Genomic DNA, 20123 nt, shown 5'->3' on the forward strand with positions numbered 1-20123 from the left:
CAAGTTTTACCTGCTGCGCTCGCTGCGGTGCCGTTGCTCCTCGCGTGCTCGGCCACTCCGCGCCAAAGATGCCCTACGCCCGCCGGCCAATGGGCCTGCATTGGCGGGCTCGGGCAGGCGCTCCGGGCACATTTTTGCTTGTGACGAAGACGCCACAAGCAAAAACGTCAAGGTAAAACCAACGTTAGCCGCCATGCGCCCAAAATAATTTTTTATGAATAATTCACCCAAGCCACGTAAATTTCCAACTCTATCCATTACAGATATAAATTCCACCGTGGCCGACGAACGAGACATTTACTTTAACATAGCCGACTTTGTTACTTGGGCACAAGGTGATTTTCCAGAAAATTGCAGCTGTGATTTTCACGATGAGTCTGGCTTTGATACCTATCTATTTCATGAACTCAATATCTCAAGGGGTCTGGCAGAAGAACTTAGGTTTGAATTCATATGCCAGTATCCGAACAAATATTGGGAAGGGAAATGGGGTCTTTCTACATACTTATCAACCTTTGCCGATCAAGTGGGCTTTTCACCGCGTTTTGAGTTAGGCGAGCTTGATTTAGAAGATGACTGGAAAAAATTAACTGTTATAGCAGAATACAAATTTCCGGGTAAAATAGAAGAAGCCCTAGGTGACCTCGTAGATGAGCTAAAAAGGTTAGAGCAGCAGACTCAAATTGCTTTGTCAGGACTTTCCTGGCTCCCTGAGTTCGAAAAGAATGAGCGACGATTCTGTACGGATCTGCTGCACCCGCTCTTACGCAGAATGGGCTTTTTGTCCGTCCGATACAGACAAGGGGCGATGGAGTATGGAAAGGACTTTACCTTCTCCGAACTCACTCAATTTGGAGAATTCAGACACTTTGGTCTTCAAGCAAAAGCTGGAAACGTAAGCGGTGAAGTTAATTCACAGATTGATGAATTGATCGGTCAGATAGATGATGCATTTAGCATGCCATATACTGAACTAGGTTCAAAAGATGACCGGTATATTTCCGTTTTCATAATTGCCATAAGCGGCGCCTTCACTCATAATGCGAAAGAGAAAATTGCGCAAAAAATTTCTAAAACGAGATATGGGTCTGTACTGTTTCTTGATCGCGACAAGATCTTAGAACTCATAGAGAAGTACTGGATAAAACACGAAGGGCGCACAGGCGGCTAACAAAATTTACCCGCTGCGCTCGCTGCGGTGCCGTGGCTCCTCGCGTGCTCGGGTCTGCGCGACAAAGATCGCGGACGGCGCGCAAGCGGGACGCTTGCTTTTGCGCGCCGCCGCGAGCCGCTCCGACCACATTGATGGTGCTTAATATGCGGCTTTTCAAATAAGCCCGGTTTTATTGTGTGGCGCACCATCAACGTCGGGTAAATTCCACGTTCTATGTCATTGCCTAGCGTCGCGAAGAGGTAGAAAAGCCGAAGAGCACCTCGTCATTGTGAGCTCCTTCCAAGCTTCAGGGCGGGTTGTGTAACGTATACTATAGATGAAGATCGCGACGCTCCGCGATCGCTGCAAGAGTTTTACCCAGGCGTATTCGCAAAACCCGCGAAGAGTTGTCGGCGCGATGGATCAGACTTCGTCTTGCGCTGCGTTCGCGAGCCCACGTTCATTCGTACGCGGCGGAATTTACTGGAAGCTCGCGAACTCCGCTTTCATTAAACCTCAAGCGCTCGTCTGGTAAAGTGCGGGTTTTGCGAACACGCCACAGCCCTGCCCCCAAGCGACCGCTTGACGGCAACGACATAGAACAAATTTTACGCGCTGCGCCGCGACCACTGCGTTGGGTCGCGTGCTCGGCCCTGCGCGCCAAAGATGCCTTCGTCGCACAAGCGGGACGCTTGTTTCGTGCTCCTCAGGCAGGCGCTCCGGGCACATGCGCTTCGCGTAAAACGCAATGGTTGAAATACAAAACACTTTACACCCGCAGGCGCACGTCAGCGTAAAATCAACGTTGTCTGCCATTTCAGCGCCAAGATTTATATATTCATTTGACACCATGGTGAAAAATGAATACATTGTATCGTGATTCTGTCTTTCGCTGATTCGGAGGCTGAGAAGATTTGGTCCGGACAAACTTCAAAGAAATTACCTCAAGAGATTCAGGTTAAGGCAAGAATGAAGCTGAGAATGTTGGATGCTGCTGTCAAAGTTGAAGATTTGAGGGTGCCACCAGCCAACAGGTTGCACAAGTTAGAAGGTGATCGCGCGGGACAGTATAGTATTAGCATAAATATGCAATACCGGATCTGCTTTAAATGGAATGAAGGTAACGCGCAAGATGTTGAGATCGTCGATTATCACTAGGAGGCCATCATGAGAAAAAATTTGCCAAATATACATCCCGGCGATATTCTGCATGAAGAATTTATGCAGCCACTTAACGTGACAGGATACCGGTTGGCCAAAGATACAGGTCTTGATCCCAAGAGAATCAGCGATATTATCCATAAGAAACGGGGCATTACTGCTGATACGGCACTTCGGCTATCCAGATTTTTTGGAACAACAGCCCAATTTTGGCTGAATTTACAAAATTCATTCGATCTGGAAGAAAAGGAAAAAGAGTTGCGTCGCGTATTAACTCGAATTCATAAATATTCAGAAGAAGCCGTGGCTTCCGTGGGGCGCTGAAACGGCAGACAACAAAATTTACCTGCTGCGCTCCCTGCGGTGCCGTGGCTCCTCGGGTGCTCGGCCCTGCGCGCCAAAGATGCCTTCGTCGCACAAGCGGGACGCTTGTTTTTGTGCTCCTCAGGCAGGCGCTTCGGGCACATTTGGTGACGCAAAATGGCTTTACAGATTGAAATAATGACACAAGCGTCACCAAACGTCAGGTAAATTCAACGTTCTATGTCATTGCCTAGCGTCGCGAAGAGATAGAAAGGCCGAAGAGCGCCTCGTCATTGCAAGCTCCTTCCAGGATTCAACGCGGGTTGTGTAACGAATGCTACAGATGAAGATCGCGACGCTCCGCGATCGCTGCAAGAGTTTTACCCAGGCGTATTCGCAAAACCCGCGAAGAGTTGTCGGCGCGATGGATCAGGTTTCGTCTCGCGCTACGTTCGCGAGCCTTCATTCATTCGTACGCGGCGGGAATTACTGGGAGCTCGCGAACTCCGCTTTCATTTAACCTCGGGCGCCTCGACAGGCAAAGTGCGGGTTTTGCGAACACGCCACAGCCCTGCTCCCAAGCGACCGCTTGACGGCAACGACATAGAACAAATTTTACGCGCTGCGCCGCGACCACTCCGTTGGGTCGCGTGCTCGGCCCTGCGCGCCAAAGATGCCTTCGTCGCACAAACGGGACGTTTGTTTGGTGCTCCTCAGGCAGGCGCTCCGGGCACATGCGCTTCGCGTAAAACGCAATGGTTGAAAAGACAAAACACTTTACACCCGCAGGCGCACGTCAGCGTAAAATCAACGTTGTCTGAAATAATTGTGCCTTTGTTCTCCGCCGACCTCGTGTCGGCGCACGGACTCCGCATTGCAGCACTGTGCATTCCCGAACTTTAATGATACTGAGAATCGACCACTATGGAACAAACTCTCCGCGTCGGAAACGGTGACGAAGCATAATTTTTATGATCATATCTCTTTGCTCAAAATAAGCTCGGAAACACGCGATCAGTGAAATTATCGCCGCTAAGCCAAAAAGCCAGTTACCCCGTGGCGAGTTTAGGGCTAGATCTGTAAAAAACACTAGTCCAGCTACCGACGTCAGCACAACAAATTCGGTTAATACAAAAACTACCCAAAAAATGGAATTCTTAACGTGTAAAAACAGTAATGGTTCCAAACGCCTGACCATCAAGCCATATTTATCAGGTTTTATTCGCCCATTGTATCTTAGCAACAGCCGATGATAAATTCGACGCATCGATCGACTAAATTTAAGGCGCTTCTGATTCATTTTGAGTTACCACGTAAATGGCAAATACTTGTTAGCACTTAGGCTTAGGCATTACGGCTGTAAAGCCAGATTCCGAGAAGCTTAGAAGGATTAGTTATGCGTACTGAACCCAAGTATTCGCGCGGTCATCCTAACCGCGCTCACAGGCACAATTACTTCAGACAACAAGATTTACCTGCTGCGCTCGCTGCGGTGCCGTAGCTCCTCGCGTGCTCGGCCTCCGGTGGCCTGAAATGCGTTGACGCCCGCGCTCTGTCGAGCTTTATTGGCGGGCGCAACGCAGCCACCTGCGGCACATCGATGGCGCGCCAAGAGCGGCTTCTCTAAGAAGACTGCATTTATTGTGCGGCGCACCATCGACGTCAGGTAAATCCAACGTTGTCGGCCATAGCAAGATGACAAAACGATCGAGGCCATTATATACTTCAGGGAGAAGACTTAATGAAGAGTAGGACAAGTCTATTTCTGCTCCAAGGACTTTTTTTTGTGAATTATTGCAAGGGTGTTAACTCCGTAAGGGACGGGATGAGAACATCAGAACGCTGCGCATACAATCATGATCAAGCCGCCTGTCTAGGTGGCCAGGTTCGAGTTTTGCAAAGGACGGCGACAGTAATCCAAATAGCCGTTAAGGCCGAAGATAAAGAGAATGCTCCGCAAATTGCTAAGGAATTTCTTTCCGCAAACAAAGAAGTTTATACCCCCATCACTCTTGAGGCGTGCAAACAAATATTCGGCGAGAGTATCAACTTTAAAGATCTAAATGCGGACTATTCTGGCAGAGGATACTGGGAATGTCGTTTTACCGCCAAATTAAGCAAATAGCCGATTTTCTCTTAAGACGGCGGGGTTACAACTTGCTACGGCCGACAACAAAATTTACCTGCTGCGCTCGCTGCGGTGCCGTGGCTCCTCGCGTGCTCGGCCCTACGCGCCAGAAGATCGCGGACAAAGCACAAGCGGGACGCTTGTTTTGTGCTTTGCCGCGAGGCGCTTCGGGCACAATTGGTGACGCGAAATGGCCTTACAGATTGAATTAATGACACTTGCGTCACCAATCGTCAGGTAAATTCCACGTTCTATGTCATTGCCTAGCGTCGCGAAGAGATGAAAAAGCCGAAGAGCGCCTCTTCATTGTAAGCTCCCTCCAGGCTTCAACGCTGGTAGTGTAACGGACGCTACAGATGAAGATCGCGACGCTCCGCGATCGCTGCAAGAGTTTTACCCAGGCGCATTCGCAAAACCCGCTAAGAGTTGTCGGCGCGATGGATCAGATTTCGTCTTGCGCTGCGTTCGCGAGCCTTCGTTCATTCGTACGCGGCGGAAATTACCGAGAGCTCGCGAACTCCGCTTTGATTCAACCTCAGGCGCCTCGTCAGGTAAAGTGCGGGTTTTGCGAACACGCCACAGCCCTACCCTAAGCGACCGCTTGACGGCAACGACATAGAACAAATTTTACGCGCTGCGCCGCGACCACTGCGTTGGGTCGCGTGCTCGGCCCTGCGCGCCAAAGATGCCTTCGTCGCACAAACGGGACGTTTGTTTGGTGCTCCTCAGGCAGGCGCTCCGGGCACATGCGCTTCGCGTAAAACGCAATGGTTGAAATGCAAAACACTTTACACCCGCAGGCGCACGTCAGCGTAAAATCAACGTTCTCTGACATGGTTGCACATGTTTTCTCGCCGCCCTCCATGGCGGCGCATACCTAGTGACTGAATGTTTTAAACTTTTGATGCGGTATTTATGATGAAATTACCAATAGCAGTCTTTCTCGTGGGCGCGATTTCGGCCGTTGCAACCGAAGAAATCATCAAAGCCGTTGAATCCGGCAATTCGACCGAAGTGAAGAGAATTTTGGCTTTAAAAGTAAGCCCAAACATACTCGGTACGACAGAAAACTTCCCGACTCCCGCTCCTTTATTGTCTATCGCCGCTTTTAATGGAGATTCAGCAATAGTAGAGTTGCTCTTGGCTGCAGGGGCTGACATTAATAAATCCTCTGAAAGCGGCGAAAACGCCGTTTTCTGGCCGGCAACTCTTGGCCATACGGGCACAGTGAAGATACTGATTAAAAAAGGAATTAACGTAAATACAACAATCAGAATAAATGATATTTCGGCTCTGCATAGTTCTTCCGGAGAGGGACATGCCGAAATCGTAAAGATGCTAGTTAAGGCAGGAGCCGAACTAGATGGACAAGATGCAACAGGGAAAACAGCCTTAATGGCTGCTGCAATCGGCTGTCGAAAAAGTGTTGTTGAAATTCTAATTTCTGCCAAGGCAGACCTTAATATTCAGAGCAAAATGAAAGGCACAGCACTAACAATGGCAAGAGATTATTGTAAGAATAAACAGATAGGCTCTGAAATAGTCAATTTGCTGAAAACTGCTGGAGCACGTTAAACCTTATCTCAACCTAATCGCCCAGCCCTCCTGGCTGGGCTCTCATGTGCAACCACGTCAGAGAACAAATTTTACGCGCTGCGCCGCTGCGGTGCCGTAGCTCCTCGCGTGCTCGGGTCTTCGCGGCAAAGATCGCGGACGACGCGCACACCGGGAGGTGTGTTTTCGCGCGTCGCCGCGAGCCGCTACGACCACATTTTTTGACGCAAATCGGCTTTACAAATTGAATAAATGACCCAAGCGTCAAAAAACGTCAGCGTAAAATTCACGTTGCCCGCCATGCCTATGCGTGGCCGAAAAATAGAAGAGTTACTGTGTGCAGTCGAGCTTGCGGCTTGCTATTTGGGTGAAGATTAGAGTTTGGCGACTGGCGCAAGCACGACTGCTCGGTTGGCGCTCCTGGCTTCGAGGTTTGTGGGCGTCAGAAATCCTACTATTTGTTCGAATTCGGTATTGCGGCTTCGCAGGCCACGCATCGCGAGCTTGAGAGCGATTGGCCCCTGCCCGTTCGATGCGACGTCGCGCTCGCGAGTCGGCACGGCGGGCAACAGATTTTACAAGCTGCGCCGCCATTCGCTACGCGAAAGGCGTGCTCGGTCTCGGCGACGAAGATGCGTCGACGCCCGCGCTCTGTCGAGCTTCATTGGCGGGCGCGCCGCAGTCGCCTTCGACACAATTTGGGTTGCGCCGAAGACGGCACACCCCAAATCGTCTTGTAAAATCAAACGTTGTCTGACATGTGGGCATAAAAGTTTTTTTGTCATGAAAAAGACATTCTTTATCAAGCCTCCAGTACTTTGGTCATTACCGTTGGTTTTGCAGGGAATACTTTTCTTTTCATACCTGCCGAGCACAAGCCTACTTGCTAGAATACCAGATAGCACACTGGAATATTTCGAGTGGTTACCTGGTGTTTTTCTGATCGTAGCTTTCGTGTTTTTGATCGGCTTTTCTCTTGTAGCAGGCTTAATATTGAGTACCGATAATCCGAGCTTCTTTTCTGTTCTTCTCACTGTTCTCGTTTGTTCTTTAGCTTGGGTTATCTTGGTAAATCTCTTTTATTCCAAATACCCTCGTCAGAGCGATGCTTGCCCGCAGGAATCCAAATTACTATGGCATCATCTAATATTTTGGAGTTTAATAAATATTTGTCTCACTATATGGCTATGGAAAGGAACACTTGATTTATAATGCTTATGATTTGGCAGCCGATGCCCACACGTCAGACAACAAAATTTACCTGCTGCGCTCCCTGCGGTGCCGTAGCTCCTCGGGTGCTCGGCCCTACGCGCCCAAGATGCCCTGCGCCCGGCCAAGCGGGAGCTTGGTTTTGCCGGGCTCGGGCAGGCGCTACGGGCACATTTTTCGACGGGAAATGGCTTTACAGTTTGAAATAATGACACAACCGTCGAAAAACGTCAGGTAAATTCAACGTTGCCCGCCATGCCTATGCGTGGCCGAAAAATAGAAGAAGCACTGTGTGCAGTCGAGCTTGCGGCTTGCTATTTGGGTGAAGATTAGAGTTTGGCGACTGGCGCAAGCACGACTGCTCGGTGGGCGCTCCTGGTATCGAGGTTCGTGAGCGTCAGAAATCCTACTATTTGTTCGAATTCGGTATTGCGGCTTCGCAGGCCACGCATCGCGAGCTTGGGAGCGATTGGCCCCTGCCCGATCGAGGCTCTGTAGCGCTCGCTAGCCGGCACGGCGGGCAACAGATTTTACAAGCTGCGCCGCCATTCGCTACGCGAAAGGCGTGCTCGGTCTCGGCGACGAAGATGCGTCGACACCCGCGCTCTGTCGAGCTTCATTGGCGGGCGCGCCGCAGTCGCCTTCGACACAATTTGGGTTGCGCCGAAGACGGCACACCCCAAATCGTCTTGTAAAATCAAACGTTAGCTGCCATGATTTGACAATTTTTGAAGAAAAATGCGGTCATCCTTGACCGCACTATATTTGAAAGGGGAACAATTCTGAAAGCCGCTTGACCCACTATTTCACATCGATCTAAGGATGTTTTCGCCCGGCGGATAGAACCTATGAAAAAGCAGAGAATCTATTTGGATACGTCAGTTATCGGCGGCTGCTTTGATAAGGAATTTGAGATCGAATCAAAGATGCTGATTGAGCAAATTCATGCGGGTAAATATATAGCCGTGATTTCAGATACAACCATGAGTGAACTTAAAGGTGCTCCGCCGTATATTCAGGAAATCATTACGAATATTCCGGTTCCGCAGATTCTTGAAATCTCCGTTAATTCCGAGATTATTGAATTGGCCGCAAAATATGTCTCTGAAAAGGTGATTCCTGACTGGTGCCAGGCTGATGCACTTCATATTGCCACTGCAACATATTATAATTCTGATTTACTGCTGAGTTGGAATTTTAAACACATAGTAAACGTGAACAGGATTATGGGCTATAACAGCGTTAACCTTCGTGAAGGCTATAAGGCCTTAGAGATTCGCAGCCCCAAAGAGGTAGTCTATGATGAATAAAGATTTCGACTGCGTTGAATGGGTTCGTGACATAAGAAACCGCGAATTTAATATGAATAAACACCTATCTTTAAAGGAATACGCTGAAAAGATGTCGCGAGAGGTGCATGAATCGGACTTCTTCCGAAAAGCGATTATAGACCGTGGTGTTGAAGTTGTTTCGCCATCCTTGGCGAAACAATAATAGCCGATCAAATCACGGCAGCTAACAAGATTTACCTGCTGCGCTCGCTGCGGTGCCGTAGCTCCTCGCGTGCTCGGCCTCCGGTGGCCTGAAATGCGTTGACGCCCGCGCTCTATCGAGCTTTATTGGCGGGCGCAACGCAGCCACCTGCGGCACATCGATGGCGCGCCAAGAGCGGCTTTCGTAAGAAGACTGCATTTGTTGTGCGGCGCACCATCGACGTCAGGTAAATCCAACGTTGCCCGCCATGCCTATGCGTGTCCGGAAAATAGAAGAAGCACTGTGTGCAGTCGAGCTTGCGGCTTGATATTTCGGTGAAGATTAGAGTTTGGCGACTGGCGCAAGCACGACTGCTTAGTTGGCACTCCTGGCTTCGATGTTTTTGTGCGTCAGAAATCCTACTATTTGTTCGAATTCGGTATTGCGGCTTCGCAGGCCACGCATCGCGAGCTTGAAAGCGATTGGCCCCTGCCCGATCGATGCGACGTCGCGCTCGCGAGTCGGCACGGCGGGCAACAGATTTTACAAGCTGCGCCGCCATTCGCTACGCGAAAGGCGTGCTCGGTCTCGGCGACGAAGATGCGTCGACGCCCGCAGCTCGGTTGAGCTTTATTGGCGGGCGCGCCGCAGTCGCCTTCGACACAATTTGGGTTGCGCCGAAGACGACGCACCCCAAATCGTCTTGTAAAATCAAGCGTTGTGCGAAACACGGCGGAGACTTTTTCATATCCTCGATCATCCGTGATCGAGCTCTATCCATGAAGATTGTTGATTTCTAGCCAGTCAGGCATTCAGAGTGAAAGCAATTGACACCATATGCTGCATTGTGACTCACAATGAATCAGGAGCAAAATATGCCCAGAACAGTAACTCTTAGATTGCCCGATAAGACTTATAAACAGGTCAAAACGGCCGCCTTGTCCGAGAATCGATCAATTGCAAACTACATTGAGACGCATCTGCTTGAACACTTGTTCGAGTCTGATTTCGTCGATGACATAGAAATGAGTTCGTACGCCAGGGATCCTAAATTTCGCAAAACCATCGAATCTGCCCAGGCTGACATCAAAAAGAAGAAGTACAAGATAGTGGCTTAGAATGTTCCAGATCGCTGAGACTGAAACCTTTGAGGAAGAGATAAAAGCGTTGCGGCTACAGCAAAGGTTCGATAAAGCCAGGAAGACTATCTACTCCATGCTCAAGGAAAATCCTTACTATGGAAAGAAACTGAAGGGCAATTACGCCGGGCTTTATCGCTACAGATTAGGCGATTACCGGCTGATTTACTCGATTGACGAAGAAGAGCAAATAGTTTTCATGTTACACGTAGTCCAAAGAAAAGACGCATACTAAACACCTGATTGCCATCCTTGGCAATCAGGCTGAACCGAACGCCGTGCATCGCACAACAAATTTTACGCGCTGCGGGCGCGACCGCTTCGCTGGGTCGCGTCCTCGGGTCTTCGCGGCAGAAGATCGCGGACGGCGCGCACACCGGGAGGTGTGTTTTGGCGCGCCGCCGCGAGCCGCTTCGACCACATTTTGACTTGCTGCGAAGACACAGCAAGTCAAAACGTCAGCGTAAAATCAACGTTCTAAGCCATTGCCTAGCGTCGCGAAGAGAAGCATTACCACTAAGAGCGCCTCATCATTGCAAGACATTTCCAAGCTTGAAAGCTAGTCGTGTAACGACTGCTACAATTGAAGATCGCGACGCTCCGCGATCGCTGCAAGAGTTTTACCCAGGCGTATTCGCAAAACCCGAAAAGAGTTATCGGCGCGATGGATCAGATTTCGCGTTGCGCTGCGTTCGCGAGCTTTGGTTCATTCGTACGCGGCGGGAATTAGCGAGAGCTCGCGAACTCCGCTTTTTGCAGACCTCGCGCCGCTCTTCAGGTAAAGTGCGGGTTTTGCGAACACGCCACGACCTGCCCCCAAGCGATCGCTTGACGGCAACGGCTTAGAACAAATTTTACAAGCTGCGCCGCCAATCGCCTCGCGATTGGCGTGCTCGGTCTCGGCGACGAAGATGCGTCGACGCCCGCGGCTCGGTTGAGCTTTATTGGCGGGCGCGCCGCAGTCGCCTTCGACACAATTTGGGTTGCGCCGAAGACGGCACACCCCAAATCGTCTTGTAAAATCAAACGTTGCCCGCCATGCCTATGCGTGGCCGAAAAATCGAAGAAGCACTGTGTGCAGTCGAGCTTGCGGCTTGCTATTTCGATGAAGATTAGAGTTTGGCGACTGGCGCAAGCACGACTGCTTGGTTGGCGCTCCTGGCTTCGATGTTTGTGTGCGTCAGAAATCCTACTATGCGTTCGAATTCGGTATTGCGGCTTCGCAGGCCACGCATCGCGAGCTTGTGAGCCATTGACCCCTGCCCGATCGATGCGACGTCGCGCTCGCGAGTCGGCACGGCGGGCAACAGATTTTACAAGCTGCGCCGCCATTCGCTACGCGAAAGGCGTGCTCGGTCTCGGCGACGAAGATGCGTCGACGCCCGCGCTCTGTCGAGCTTCATTGGCGGGCGCGCCGCAGTCGCCTTCGACACAATTTGGGTTGCGCCGAAGACGGCACACCCCAAATCGTCTTGTAAAATCAAACGTTGTGCGCCATTGTCGTGCAAACCTCTTTCTACTCGCCGACATCCGTGTCGGCCGGCAGCTCAGGGCGCACCAAAAGAATACTTGGCGTGGCAAAATAGGCGATTCACCATGATGGTGTAATTAGGTAGAGATTCCCGAATAAGAATCTACTTCTTACTTTTTCCTGGCGTCAGCAATATCTTGTAGCCGAGAAGCCAGAGAGCCCAAATCCGAATCATAGTCTGCACTATCAGCAATACTCTTCCCAAATCCAGTCCCTGTAGCTGCCCCGCTTTCAATCAAAGAAAGCATCGCCTCGAACTTTTTCCTAGTTCCCTCTTCTAACCTGCGCTTGGCCAGTTCAGCTTCAATTTCCCGCAATGATTTTTCTGGCATTACCTTTCGCAAATAAGTTTTGATAAGTCGTCAATTCATATTGAAAGATGTCTACGCTTTGACTCTCCGTGGCAAGCAGCCATACCAGAACAGATTGACCTAAGCCACATGCCCTTGGCCATCCGTGGCCAAGGGCTACCGAACGACAACGGCGCACAACAAGATTTACGAGCTGCGCTCCCTGCGGTGCCGTAGCTCCTCGGGTGCTCGGCCCTACGTGCCAAAGATGCCCTGCGCCCGCCGGCCAGTGGGCCTGCATTGGCGGGCTCGGGCAGGCACTTCGGGCAAATTTTGGCGGCTAAATATGCTTTAACCGTATTAAATAATTGACATAGTGCGCCGCCAAAACTTCTCGTAAATCCAACGTTGTGCGCAATTGGTTAACAGGTAGTCCATCATGAAAAAACTAAACAGATTAATCGTTTTAATTACTCTAAACACAATGCTTTGGGGCCAAGAATATATGGTTCTACCCGACAGCGGTTTAAACCTACGAAGTAGCGCTGATAAGACATCCGAACGCTTGACCAATGTGCCGACTGGAAGCATTGTACAGCTCATTCAGAGACATCATCAACTAGAAACCATAGATGGTATTACTGATAATTGGTGTAAGATCAATGCTAATGGCCGCGAGGGTTGGGTTTTTTGTGGTTATCTCGGTCGCATTATGAGAAAGGTTACCTGCTCGTCTGTAGAATCTCTCCTACCACCTGGGGACGCAGTCACAAAAAGTGAGATAATTGATGCCAAGTATGAGACCTCTCCCGAACCAGGAAAATATGTTCGCAAATTGACTTACTTTAAGAGCGGCATAGTCGTAGAGCATCGCTCAGGCTATGAATATTTTGCAGACAACTACTATTTTCCTGAAATTAATATTTATGAAGCGTTTTTAATTGTCAAACGCTGTAATGAACTCTACTCCAAAATTTCGTTTCCGAAGGTTACAAAAGAGAAAACTATTCGCTTCAAACAAGACAAATACATGACGGGGCATGCTGTAATTGAGAAAAAGGCACAAGGAGTAGAGATACGGTTTGAACACTACGATTAACCAACTGCGCACAACAAGATTTACGAGCTGCGCCCCCTGCGGTGCCGTAGCTCCTCGGGTGCTCGGCCCTACGTGCCGAAGATGCCCTGCGCCCGCCGGCCAGTGGGCCTGCATTGGCGGGCTCGGGCAGGCACTTCGGGCAAATTTTGGCGGCTAAATATGCTTTTACCGTAATAAATAATTGACATAGTGCGCCGCCAAAACTTCTCGTAAATCCAACGTTGCCCGCCATGCCTATGCGTGGCCGAAAAATAGAAGAGGCACTGTGTGCAGTCGAGCTTGCGGCTTGCTAATTCGGTGAAGATTAGAGTTTGGCGGTTGGCGCAAGCACGACTGCTTGGTTGGCGCTCCTGGCTTCGATGTTTGTGTGCGTCAGAAATCCTACTATGCGTTCGAATTCGGTATTGCGGCTTCGCAGGCCACGCATCGCGAGCTTGGGAGCGATTGGCCCCTGCCCGATCGATGCGACGTCGCGCTCGCGAGTCGGCACGGCGGGCAACAGATTTTACAAGCTGCGCCGCCAATCGCCTCGCGATTGGCGTGCTCGGTCTCGACGACGAAGATGCGTCGACGCCCGCAGCTCAGTTGAGCTTTGTTGGCGGGCGCGCCGCAGTCGCCTTCGACACAATTTGGGTTGCGCCGAAGACGGCACACCCCAAATCGTCTTGTAAAATCAAACGTTGCCCGCCATGCCTATGCGTGGCCGAAAAATAGAAGAAGCACTGTGTGCAGTCGAGCTTGCGGCTTGCTATTTGGGTGAAGATTAGAGTTTGGCGACTGGCGCAAGCACGACTGCTCGGTAGGCGCTCCTGGTATCGAAGTTCGTGAGCGTCAGAAATCCTTCTATTTGTTCGAAGTCGAATTTGCGGCTTCGCAGGCCACGCATCGCGAGCTTGGGAGCGATTGGCCTCTGCCCGATAGAAGCTCTGTAGCGCTCGCTAGCCGGCACGGCGGGCAACAGATTTTACAAGCTGCGCCGCCATTCGCTACGCGAAAGGCGTGCTCGGTCTCGGCGACGAAGATGCGTCGACGCCCGCAGCTCAGTTGAGCTTTATTGGCGGGCGCGCCGCAGTCGCCTTCGACACAATTTGGGTTGCGCCGAAGACGGCACACCCCAAATCGTCTTGCAAAATCAAACGTTCTATGTCATTGCCTAGCGTCGCGAAGAGATGAAAAAGCCGAAGAGCGCCTCTTCATTGTAAGCTCCCTCCAGGCTTCAACGCTGGTAGTGTAACGGACGCTACAGATGAAGATCGCGACGCTCCGCGATCGCTGCAAGAGTTTTACCCAGGCGCATTCGCAAAACCCGCGAAGAGTTGTCGGCGCGATGGATCAGATTTCGTCTTGCGCTACGTTCGCGAGCCTTCGTTCATTCGTACGCGGCGGAAATTACCGAGAGCTCGCGAACTCCGCTTTGATTCAACCTCAGGCGCCTCGTCAGGTAAAGTGCGGGTTTTGCGAACACGCCACAGCCCTACCCTAAGCGACCGCTTGACGGCAACGACATAGAACAAATTTTACGCGCTGCGCCGCGACCACTCCGTTGGGTCGCGTGCTCGGCCCTGCGCGCCAAAGATGCCTTCGTCGCACAAACGGGCCGTTTGTTTGGTGCTCCTCAGGCAGGCGCTCCGGGCACATGCGCTTCGCGTAAAACGCAATGGTTGAAATGCAAAACACTTTACACCCGCAGGCGCACGTCAGCGTAAAATCAACGTTGCCCGCCATGCCTAAGCGTGGCCGAAAAATAAGGAAAGCACTGTGTGCAGTCGAGCTTGCGGCTTGCTATTTGGGTGAAGATTAGAGTTTGGCGACTGGCGCAAGCACGACTGCTCGGTGGGCGCTCCTGGTATCGAGGTTCGTGAGCGTCAGAAATCCTACTATTTGTTCGAATTCGGTTTTGCGGCTTCGCAGGCCACGCATCGCGAGCTTGAGAGCGATTGGCCCCTGCCCGATCAATTCGACGTCGCGCTCGCGAGTCGGCACGGCGGGCAACAGATTTTACAAGCTGCGCCGCCATTCGCTGCGCGAAAGGCGTGCTCGGTCTCGGCGACGAAGATGCGTCGACACCCGCGCTCTGTCGAGCTTCATTGGCGGGCGCGCCGCAGTCGCCTTCGACACAATTTGGGTTGCGCCGAAGACGGCACACCCCAAATCGTCTTGTAAAATCAAACGTTGCCCGCCATGCCTATGCGTGGCCGAAAAAAAGAAGAAGCACTGTGTGCAGTCGAGCTTGCGGCTTGCTATTTCGGTGAAGATTAGAGTTTGGCGACTGGCGCAAGCACGACTGCTCGTTGGGCGCTCCTGGCTTCGAGGTTTGTGTGCGTCAGAAATCCTACTATTTTTTCGAAATCGGTTTTGCGGCTTCGCAGGCCACGCATCGCGAGCTTGGGAGCGATTGGCCCCTGCCCGATCGATGCGACGTCGCGCTCGCGAGTCGGCACGGCGGGCAACAGATTTTACAAGCTGCGCCGCCATTCGCTACGCGAAAGGCGTGCTCGGTCTCGGCGACGAAGATGCGTCGACGCCCGCGCTCTGTCGAGCTTAATTGGCGGGCGCGCCGCAGTCGCCTTCGACACAATTTGGGTTGCGCCGAAGACGCCGCACCCCAAATCGTCTTGTAAAATCAAACGTTGTCTGAAATAATTGCGCCTTTGTGATCCGCTCGCCTCGTGCGAGCGCCATAAAACCTCAAGCAAACAGAATCTTTTTGACTGCGGTGTTTATCTATTGTACTTAGCGTAAGATGCACCTAATTCTTTGCGAATGCGAATTAACTGTTCTTTAAGTGTCACTAAATCATCTGCATCTGTGAATAATTTCATCAAATAAGATGGTTCCAACACATTCTTGGGATCTACAAGAACATTGTTGATTTCTGATTCTAGTTGAAGATACAAACAATCCAAAAAGAGCTGCTTGCAGAAAATTAACAATAGTCTGTGCGCCTCTCGGTTTCGATGAATAATTTGAATCGCTCGGATTATCATATTCACCGTATGCGCATTCCGATCTGATAGGTCCCGTTGATTAGGGGTCGCATGTTTTCTTAGGTGCTCCCACCAATAAGCATTAGTTTGATTTGCCATAGTGATTATCAAGTTCATGATATGCAGCTTTATTTGGTACCTTGCACTCGATACAATACTCATTAAAGACGCAACGAGAGCTAAACCAGCAATGCCAATAGTCAGTAGATCATACGGCCTGATTTCAGATTCTGAAAGACAAAAAATCATACTGTATATTGAAGAAACCAGTCTTCTGAAGATTCTATTTCGCCATGAATAAGGGAATTTCCCCAATCCAGGAGAATATACCTGTCATTTATTTTCAGAACTCTCCGGTGAATCTTCTAGTCGCGGGATCTTTTCATTGCTTACTTTGAAATCTATTAATTTTACCCAACCTCGCCCTACACCAAAAACAGACACTTTTAGATCACACGTTTCGTTCTCGCCTTCATTCTTTACAAAGAAATCGCTCAGTAAACTTTCAGGGGCCACGTGGACATCCTTCAAGAAGACCTTTCTCTGAGCAGCCTGCTCGAAGCTATCACGCAGTCGATGCGGGAGCATATTATCATCATAACTGAGATGGAAATGACCTTCATGAATATCAGCCAAGCTGTGGTAAGGCGGCAAATGCGCTTCTCTTGGGCAGGATTCAAGCGTCTCTGAGCAAACACATGCCTCAATAGATCCATAATCCGTCCGGAAAACTTGTGCACTCCATCTTCCTGTTAACCTTAGAATCGTTTTGGGTGGTGCTGAGCCAAAAATGCTATTATTAACAAATAGTGCAGAATTTCTTTTCTTAAATTCTTTCCATACCGCCTCAGCCTTTGTCGGTCTATCGTTCAGGTACAGCTGTCTAATCTCTTCACATTTCGCAAGTGCTCCAGTTTTTTCAATAGCCTCCAACGTCCATACCCGCTGGGTCGGCGCGGCAGGTGTCTGAGTTGCGAGAATGACACCGCCAAAGAAAGCTATTAGTGCTATATAAACTTTGGGCTGCTTCGACGCGATTTTCTGTCTGACATTCCTGAGATAAGTATTCATCAGTAATGATGATATATGGTGACTTCCTATGTAAATCTCTTTTTTATTCTCATACTTAATATAAGTCTCATCTTGGTTTCGCCCGGCCGTCCTAGCCGGGCTCACAGGCGCAATTACTTCAGACAACAAGTTTTACCTGCTGCGCGCACGACCACTGCGTTGGGTCGTGTGCTCGGCCACTCCGCGCCGAAGATGCCCTGCGCCCGCCGGCCAGTGGGCCTGCATTGGCGGGCTCGGGCAGGCGCTCCGGGCACATTTTGGCTTGCGGCGAAGACGCCACAATCCAAAACGTCAAGGTAAAACCCGCGTTGCCCGCCATGCCTATGCGTGGCCGAAAAATAGAAGAGGCACTGTGTGCAGTCGAGCTTGCGGCTTGCTAATTCGGTGAAGATTAGAGTTTGGCGGTTGGCGCAAGCACGACTGCTTGGTTGGCGCTCCTGGCTTCGATGTTTGTGTGCGTCAGAAATCCTACTATGCGTTCGAATTCGGTATTGCGGCTTCGCAGGCCACGCATCGCGAGCTTGAGAGCGATTGGCCCCTGCCCGATCGATGCGACGTCGCGCTCGCGAGTCGGCACGGCGGGCAACAGATTTTACAAGCTGCGCCGCCATTCGCTACGCGAAAGGCGTGCTCGGTCTCGGCGACGAAGATGCGTCGACGCCCGCAGCTCGGTTGAGCTTCATTGGCGGGCGCGCCGCAGTCGCCTTCGACACAATTTGGGTTGCGCCGAAGACGGCACACCCCAAATCGTCTAGTAAAATCTAACGTTGTCTGAAATAATTGCGCCATTGCAGATACCCTACCTCGTGTCGGGGCAGGCAAATAAATTAATCATTTATGAAAATCAACGCTAAAATTAAGACCCCAAAATCTCTATGTTAAATTTTGCCCAGGGTGAAGAACAACATATGATGCTGCAGTGACCCCCGAAAACCGGACAGCTTAACCTGCTGCCATTAGGTTCCTGTATTCAACCGGCGAACGCATCTTCAAGCCTTTATGGGGCGCATGATGGTTGTAGTCATGCATCCAGTCTGAAATCTGCGGCATTACTTTCCACGCGGATTCAAGGCGATTTATGTAAACGTAATCGCGCTTGAATGTTTTCACAAATGCTTCGGCCATACCGTTGCTTTCAGGGCTATAGGCAGGCGTCGTGCAGACTTGAAAGCCGATGGAAGATGCAAAATGAACCGTTTCACGGCTCGTGAATTGTGGGCCATTATCACTGAGCAGTTGAATGGTGTGTGGGCATTCAGCCTTGCCAAAGCGCTCTTCGACTGCACCGAGCAGCATGTCGCGAATGTTCAGACCGTCGATGCCGACGGTGCTGCTAAAGTGATTGATGACTTGCCGATCGTGGCAATCCAGAACAAACGCCACCCAGACGTGAGTGCCATCCCAGGTAAGCACGCCAAATATATCCATGCACCAGCGCACGTCACTTTTCGCCGTGATGATTCTGCCATCATGCACAAGGGTGCGACGGCTTGCAACTTTTTGCAGCAGCAACTGGTGCACCTTCATCAATCGGTAGACGCGCTTCTTATTCACGCGTGAAAAGCCTTGTTTTTCAAGGGTTTTGTTGAGCATTGCTGTCACGCGTCTATACCCGTAAGTCGGTCTTTCATCACAGATGCGTCGGATTTCCGGCAGTACTCGTTCATCTACCGTCTGGTCGGTTTTATTTCCGCGTCGTGAGGATTTCAAGCTTTCATAGAGGTTGGATCGAGATACGCGCAATACATCCGCTACCTGATTCACTCGAAACCCTCGATGCCGCGCAATGGCTTGTGCGAGATCAGTTTTTTTTCGCGTCCAATACGCACGGCTTCCTTGAGGATTTCAACTTCTTCCGTCTTACGACCCAAAATGCTCTCCAGCCGACGGATGCGCTCTTGGAGCTGCCTGACCTGCGATACGGGCAATACTTCCTCTTCGCTGCCAACAGCCGTCAGAGCGCCAGCCTCTTTCAGCTTTTTCCATTTGAAAATCTGCGTCGCTGCGATTCCATGTTTTCGGGCCACATACGACATGCTCATACCGGGCTGTTCGGCCTCTACCAGAATCTCCAGTTTCTCCGCGACCGACCATCTGCGCCGCCGCTGGACGGTTGTGACTAACTCTACCTTAGCCTTAGTACTATCATTATTCATATCACTACTCCTATGTCTTAGGAGCAGGATAAGGTGTCCGGTGATTTAGGGGGTCGCTACAGATGCGATTTCGTATCAGTCCTACCTAAGTGCCATATTCAATGGCCGTTAAAAGTATTTTATCCCATGTTGGCTGACCATTCCTTGCTCAACAAGACTCAATATAGAGAAGCCTTTCTTATGAATGAATGTGCGAAAACTTCTTGACCTTCGCGAGTAATAATATTTGAATGAAGTCATGGTGCAAGCATATAAGCGTTATCAGGCTATCAAAAAAATATGTGTCCTTTCGTGTATCTTTAGCATAGCAATTATGTGTAAGAAGCCTGTAGAAAATAATAAGCTACCTGTAGAGAATAAAATAATGTACGCCGCAGCAAAAACTGGCTTGAAAGTTTATGAGCAGCCAATTCTAAATAGCAAGGTCCTCAAAGACGTTCCATTCGGGGTGATGGTCGACGTCAAAGAGGAGAGAGTCGAAAAAAAAGACTTATACGGTACTCTCGGAAGATGGGCTCACATAAAATGCAATTCAAATAGCAATATAGAATGCGACGGGTGGGTCTTGAGCGGGGAGCTCTCTGAAGTGCTAACCCCAGAAATGACCGCCGCAATGCGGGAGAAAGAACCGGCTGCGAAGGCGGTAAAAGCGCCTACGTGTTCTGAAAGGTGTAAGCTGGGATATGACAGGGGAATGACGAGATGCGAGGCGGCATTGCAAAAATGCGAAAGAGGCGATTGCTATGGAGAGAATAGCCGCTGCTACGACAAAGTAGTCAACACAGACCAGGCATGTATGAAAGAATGTGATAGATTTTAGATGCCTTGGGCGCCTTGGAAATCACTTTACACTTAATCTCAGAAAATTC

At 50.4% G+C, this 20123-nt stretch carries 25 protein-coding genes and 1 pseudogene; 12 read left to right on the plus strand and 14 right to left on the minus strand.

Annotated elements, in window-relative coordinates; all coding sequences use genetic code 11:
* Positions 1–214: 214 nt before the first annotated feature.
* The 5 genes from TURPA_RS16625 (at position 215) to TURPA_RS16650 (ending at position 6320) form a co-directional block, all read left to right on the plus strand.
* The gene (locus tag TURPA_RS16625) at positions 215–1171 is read left to right on the plus strand and encodes a PDDEXK family nuclease (protein ID WP_014804465.1); all 957 of its coding nucleotides are present in this window, start codon (positions 215–217) and stop codon (positions 1169–1171) included.
* An 858-nt stretch (positions 1172–2029) separates the two neighbouring features.
* On the plus strand, positions 2030–2311 hold the full coding sequence (locus tag TURPA_RS16630; protein ID WP_014804466.1) for a type II toxin-antitoxin system RelE/ParE family toxin: 282 nt from the start codon (positions 2030–2032) through the stop codon (positions 2309–2311).
* A gap of 9 nt (positions 2312–2320) precedes the next feature.
* On the plus strand, positions 2321–2638 hold the full coding sequence (locus TURPA_RS16635) for a HigA family addiction module antitoxin (RefSeq protein WP_014804467.1): 318 nt from the start codon (positions 2321–2323) through the stop codon (positions 2636–2638).
* Positions 2639–4442: 1804 nt separating this feature from the next.
* Positions 4443–4742: a hypothetical protein gene (locus TURPA_RS16645; protein WP_157210544.1), complete on the plus strand. Its 300-nt coding sequence runs from the start codon at positions 4443–4445 to the stop codon at positions 4740–4742.
* Positions 4743–5660: 918 nt separating this feature from the next.
* On the plus strand, positions 5661–6320 hold the full coding sequence (locus TURPA_RS16650) for an ankyrin repeat domain-containing protein (RefSeq protein WP_014804470.1): 660 nt from the start codon (positions 5661–5663) through the stop codon (positions 6318–6320).
* 353 nt (positions 6321–6673) lie between these two features.
* Here the strand turns inward: TURPA_RS16650 and TURPA_RS23525 are convergent, their stop codons facing one another.
* From TURPA_RS23525 to TURPA_RS23535, 3 genes are all read right to left on the minus strand, one after another.
* Positions 6674–6859, minus strand: a complete 186-nt coding sequence (locus TURPA_RS23525) for a hypothetical protein (RefSeq protein WP_157210545.1) — start codon at positions 6857–6859, stop codon at positions 6674–6676.
* Between the two features lie 15 nt (positions 6860–6874).
* Positions 6875–7333: a hypothetical protein gene (locus TURPA_RS23530; RefSeq protein WP_157210546.1), complete on the minus strand. Its 459-nt coding sequence runs from the start codon at positions 7331–7333 to the stop codon at positions 6875–6877.
* A gap of 504 nt (positions 7334–7837) precedes the next feature.
* Positions 7838–8023: a hypothetical protein gene (locus TURPA_RS23535; protein ID WP_157210547.1), complete on the minus strand. Its 186-nt coding sequence runs from the start codon at positions 8021–8023 to the stop codon at positions 7838–7840.
* A 333-nt stretch (positions 8024–8356) separates the two neighbouring features.
* Between TURPA_RS23535 and TURPA_RS16660 the strand changes: the two genes are divergently transcribed.
* Both TURPA_RS16660 and TURPA_RS23540 read left to right on the plus strand, forming a co-directional pair.
* A complete protein-coding gene (locus TURPA_RS16660; RefSeq protein ID WP_014804471.1) occupies positions 8357–8818 on the plus strand; it encodes a PIN domain-containing protein in 462 nt (153 codons plus the stop codon).
* Positions 8808–9002, plus strand: a complete 195-nt coding sequence (locus tag TURPA_RS23540; protein WP_014804472.1) for a hypothetical protein — start codon at positions 8808–8810, stop codon at positions 9000–9002. Before TURPA_RS16660 ends, TURPA_RS23540 begins: the two co-directional genes overlap by 11 nt.
* Positions 9003–9356: 354 nt before the next feature.
* On the opposite strand, the gene TURPA_RS24365 is transcribed toward TURPA_RS23540, so the two are convergent.
* Positions 9357–9509, minus strand: coding sequence for a hypothetical protein (locus tag TURPA_RS24365; protein ID WP_157210548.1), 153 nt, complete (start codon positions 9507–9509; stop codon positions 9357–9359).
* Between the two features lie 50 nt (positions 9510–9559).
* On the opposite strand from TURPA_RS24365, the gene TURPA_RS16665 reads away from it, so the two are divergent.
* From TURPA_RS16665 to TURPA_RS16675, 3 genes are all read left to right on the plus strand, one after another.
* Positions 9560–9781, plus strand: coding sequence for a hypothetical protein (locus TURPA_RS16665; RefSeq protein WP_041948602.1), 222 nt, complete (start codon positions 9560–9562; stop codon positions 9779–9781).
* Between the two features lie 75 nt (positions 9782–9856).
* Positions 9857–10099: a hypothetical protein gene (locus tag TURPA_RS16670; RefSeq protein ID WP_014804473.1), complete on the plus strand. Its 243-nt coding sequence runs from the start codon at positions 9857–9859 to the stop codon at positions 10097–10099.
* Position 10100: 1 nt separating this feature from the next.
* Positions 10101–10355, plus strand: a complete 255-nt coding sequence (locus TURPA_RS16675) for a type II toxin-antitoxin system RelE family toxin (RefSeq protein WP_014804474.1) — start codon at positions 10101–10103, stop codon at positions 10353–10355.
* Between the two features lie 877 nt (positions 10356–11232).
* Here TURPA_RS16675 and TURPA_RS23550 read toward each other — a convergent pair.
* On the minus strand, positions 11233–11418 hold the full coding sequence (locus TURPA_RS23550) for a hypothetical protein (protein WP_157210549.1): 186 nt from the start codon (positions 11416–11418) through the stop codon (positions 11233–11235).
* Between the two features lie 343 nt (positions 11419–11761).
* The gene (locus TURPA_RS16690) at positions 11762–11983 is read right to left on the minus strand and encodes a hypothetical protein (protein WP_041948605.1); all 222 of its coding nucleotides are present in this window, start codon (positions 11981–11983) and stop codon (positions 11762–11764) included.
* A gap of 397 nt (positions 11984–12380) precedes the next feature.
* Between TURPA_RS16690 and TURPA_RS16695 the strand changes: the two genes are divergently transcribed.
* Positions 12381–13040 carry an SH3 domain-containing protein gene (locus TURPA_RS16695; protein ID WP_014804476.1) on the plus strand — a complete coding sequence of 220 codons (660 nt, stop codon included), beginning with the start codon at positions 12381–12383 and terminating at the stop codon, positions 13038–13040.
* 304 nt (positions 13041–13344) lie between these two features.
* Here the strand turns inward: TURPA_RS16695 and TURPA_RS23555 are convergent, their stop codons facing one another.
* The 8 genes and pseudogenes from TURPA_RS23555 to TURPA_RS16735 form a co-directional block, all read right to left on the minus strand.
* Positions 13345–13530, minus strand: coding sequence for a hypothetical protein (locus tag TURPA_RS23555; RefSeq protein ID WP_041948606.1), 186 nt, complete (start codon positions 13528–13530; stop codon positions 13345–13347).
* 273 nt (positions 13531–13803) lie between these two features.
* Entirely contained in the window at positions 13804–13989 is a 186-nt protein-coding gene (locus TURPA_RS23560) for a hypothetical protein (protein ID WP_157210550.1), read from the minus strand.
* An 848-nt stretch (positions 13990–14837) separates the two neighbouring features.
* The gene (locus TURPA_RS16705) at positions 14838–15023 is read right to left on the minus strand and encodes a hypothetical protein (protein WP_014804477.1); all 186 of its coding nucleotides are present in this window, start codon (positions 15021–15023) and stop codon (positions 14838–14840) included.
* A gap of 15 nt (positions 15024–15038) precedes the next feature.
* A complete protein-coding gene (locus TURPA_RS24370; protein ID WP_014804478.1) occupies positions 15039–15515 on the minus strand; it encodes a hypothetical protein in 477 nt (158 codons plus the stop codon).
* A gap of 245 nt (positions 15516–15760) precedes the next feature.
* On the minus strand, positions 15761–16144 hold the full coding sequence (locus tag TURPA_RS16715) for a hypothetical protein (RefSeq protein WP_157210552.1): 384 nt from the start codon (positions 16142–16144) through the stop codon (positions 15761–15763).
* A gap of 216 nt (positions 16145–16360) precedes the next feature.
* Positions 16361–17098: a hypothetical protein gene (locus TURPA_RS16720; RefSeq protein ID WP_014804480.1), complete on the minus strand. Its 738-nt coding sequence runs from the start codon at positions 17096–17098 to the stop codon at positions 16361–16363.
* 391 nt (positions 17099–17489) lie between these two features.
* On the minus strand, positions 17490–17675 hold the full coding sequence (locus TURPA_RS23570; protein ID WP_157210553.1) for a hypothetical protein: 186 nt from the start codon (positions 17673–17675) through the stop codon (positions 17490–17492).
* A 354-nt stretch (positions 17676–18029) separates the two neighbouring features.
* Positions 18030–19254: pseudogene (locus tag TURPA_RS16735) on the minus strand (IS3 family transposase); the annotation flags it as partial.
* Between the two features lie 226 nt (positions 19255–19480).
* On the opposite strand from TURPA_RS16735, the gene TURPA_RS16745 reads away from it, so the two are divergent.
* Entirely contained in the window at positions 19481–20074 is a 594-nt protein-coding gene (locus tag TURPA_RS16745; RefSeq protein WP_157210554.1) for an SH3 domain-containing protein, read from the plus strand.
* The last annotated feature ends 49 nt before the right edge of the window (positions 20075–20123 follow it).

The organism is Turneriella parva DSM 21527 (assembly GCF_000266885.1).
Lineage (GTDB): Bacteria > Spirochaetota > Leptospiria > Turneriellales > Turneriellaceae > Turneriella > Turneriella parva.

Coding starts and splice junctions, on each gene's coding strand:
- TURPA_RS16625 (WP_014804465.1), top strand. CDS start 215: ATGAATAATTCACCCAAGCCACGTAAATTTCCAACTCTATCCATTACA.
- TURPA_RS16635 (WP_014804467.1), top strand. CDS start 2,321: ATGAGAAAAAATTTGCCAAATATACATCCCGGCGATATTCTGCATGAA.
- TURPA_RS16645 (WP_157210544.1), top strand. CDS start 4,443: ATGAGAACATCAGAACGCTGCGCATACAATCATGATCAAGCCGCCTGT.
- TURPA_RS16650 (WP_014804470.1), top strand. CDS start 5,661: ATGATGAAATTACCAATAGCAGTCTTTCTCGTGGGCGCGATTTCGGCC.
- TURPA_RS16660 (WP_014804471.1), top strand. CDS start 8,357: ATGAAAAAGCAGAGAATCTATTTGGATACGTCAGTTATCGGCGGCTGC.
- TURPA_RS23540 (WP_014804472.1), top strand. CDS start 8,808: ATGATGAATAAAGATTTCGACTGCGTTGAATGGGTTCGTGACATAAGA.
- TURPA_RS16670 (WP_014804473.1), top strand. CDS start 9,857: ATGCCCAGAACAGTAACTCTTAGATTGCCCGATAAGACTTATAAACAG.
- TURPA_RS16675 (WP_014804474.1), top strand. CDS start 10,101: ATGTTCCAGATCGCTGAGACTGAAACCTTTGAGGAAGAGATAAAAGCG.
- TURPA_RS16690 (WP_041948605.1), bottom strand. CDS start 11,983: ATGCCAGAAAAATCATTGCGGGAAATTGAAGCTGAACTGGCCAAGCGC.
- TURPA_RS16695 (WP_014804476.1), top strand. CDS start 12,381: ATGAAAAAACTAAACAGATTAATCGTTTTAATTACTCTAAACACAATG.
- TURPA_RS24370 (WP_014804478.1), bottom strand. CDS start 15,515: ATGGCGGCGCAGCTTGTAAAATCTGTTGCCCGCCGTGCCGACTCGCGA.
- TURPA_RS16715 (WP_157210552.1), bottom strand. CDS start 16,144: ATGAACTTGATAATCACTATGGCAAATCAAACTAATGCTTATTGGTGG.
- TURPA_RS16720 (WP_014804480.1), bottom strand. CDS start 17,098: ATGAATACTTATCTCAGGAATGTCAGACAGAAAATCGCGTCGAAGCAG.